Annotated in this window: 1 protein-coding gene; it reads left to right on the top strand. The window is 68.7% G+C overall.

Translation table 11 applies throughout. The features are described from left to right. Positions 1 to 106 precede the first annotated feature (106 nt). Positions 107 to 1072: an IS481 family transposase gene (locus ACYQ78_RS39210; RefSeq protein WP_459806074.1), complete on the top strand. Its 966-nt coding sequence runs from the start codon at positions 107 to 109 to the stop codon at positions 1070 to 1072. The last annotated feature ends 9 nt before the right edge of the window (positions 1073 to 1081 follow it).

Raw genomic sequence — 1081 nt, 5'->3', positions numbered from 1 at the left:
TGTACTTGGCCGAGATCTTGGTGACACATGGCCATCGGTGATTGATCACGAAGAAGACCTCCGGGCGTAGTGGAGTTAGCCGCTTCACCCACGCACGGAGGTCTTGATGGGCCACGCTAACGCCCGGCTGACGTTTCACGGCAGATGCCTGCTGGTTCGCCGTGTCGTGTTCGACGGACGACCGGTCGCGCACGTGGCCGCCGAACTGGGTGTCTCACGCCAATGCGCGCACCGGTGGGTCCGGCGTTACCGGCAGGAAGGCTGGCCCGGGCTTCGGGAACGGCGCAGCGGGCCCCGCATCAGCCCGCGCCGCACCCCGCCCGAGGTCGAGCAGGCGGTGATCCAGGCCCGTGCCGAGCTGCGGGCCGGACCCGACCGGCTCGCGGCCTTCACCGGGGTGCCGGCCCGGACGATCACACGCATCCTGCGCCGGCACGGCATCGCGCCCCTGGCCATGTGTGACCCGCTGACGGGCGCGCCGATTCGCGCCAGCCGCAAGAGCAAGCGCCGCTACGAGCATCCCGCGCCCGGCGACATGATCCATCTGGACGTCAAGAAACTCGGGCGCATCCCCGAGGGCGGCGGCCACCGCGTCCACGGCCGCGCCCAAGCCGCCCGCGGGAACGGCATCGGCTACGACTATCTGCACACCGCCATCGACGATCACACCCGCCTGGCCTACATCGAGGTCCTGACTGATGAGAAAGGCGTCACCTGCGCCGCCTTCCTCACCAGAGCCGCCGCCTTCTTCCTCGGCCACGGCATCACCCGCATCCACCGGGTGATGACCGACAACGCCAAGAACTACCGCGTCAGCCACGCCTTCCAGCAAGCCTGCGCCGCTCTGGGCGCCCGGCAGAAGTTCACCCGTCCGCACTGCCCCTGGACCAACGGCAAGGCCGAACGCCTCAACCGCACCATGGCCACCGAATGGGCCTACCGCCGGCCTTACGTCAGCAACCAGCACCGCACCCAGGCCCTCGACCCCTGGCTGGAGTACTACAACACCACCCGGCCCCACTCAGCCCTCGGCGGCAGGCCGCCCATCAGCCGACTGTCACCAAGTTCATGACCAAGTACA

Source organism: Herbidospora sp. RD11066 (assembly GCF_054661255.1).
Note: the sequence above shows the minus strand (reverse complement) of the source record. Positions and strands in the feature narration are given on the sequence as shown.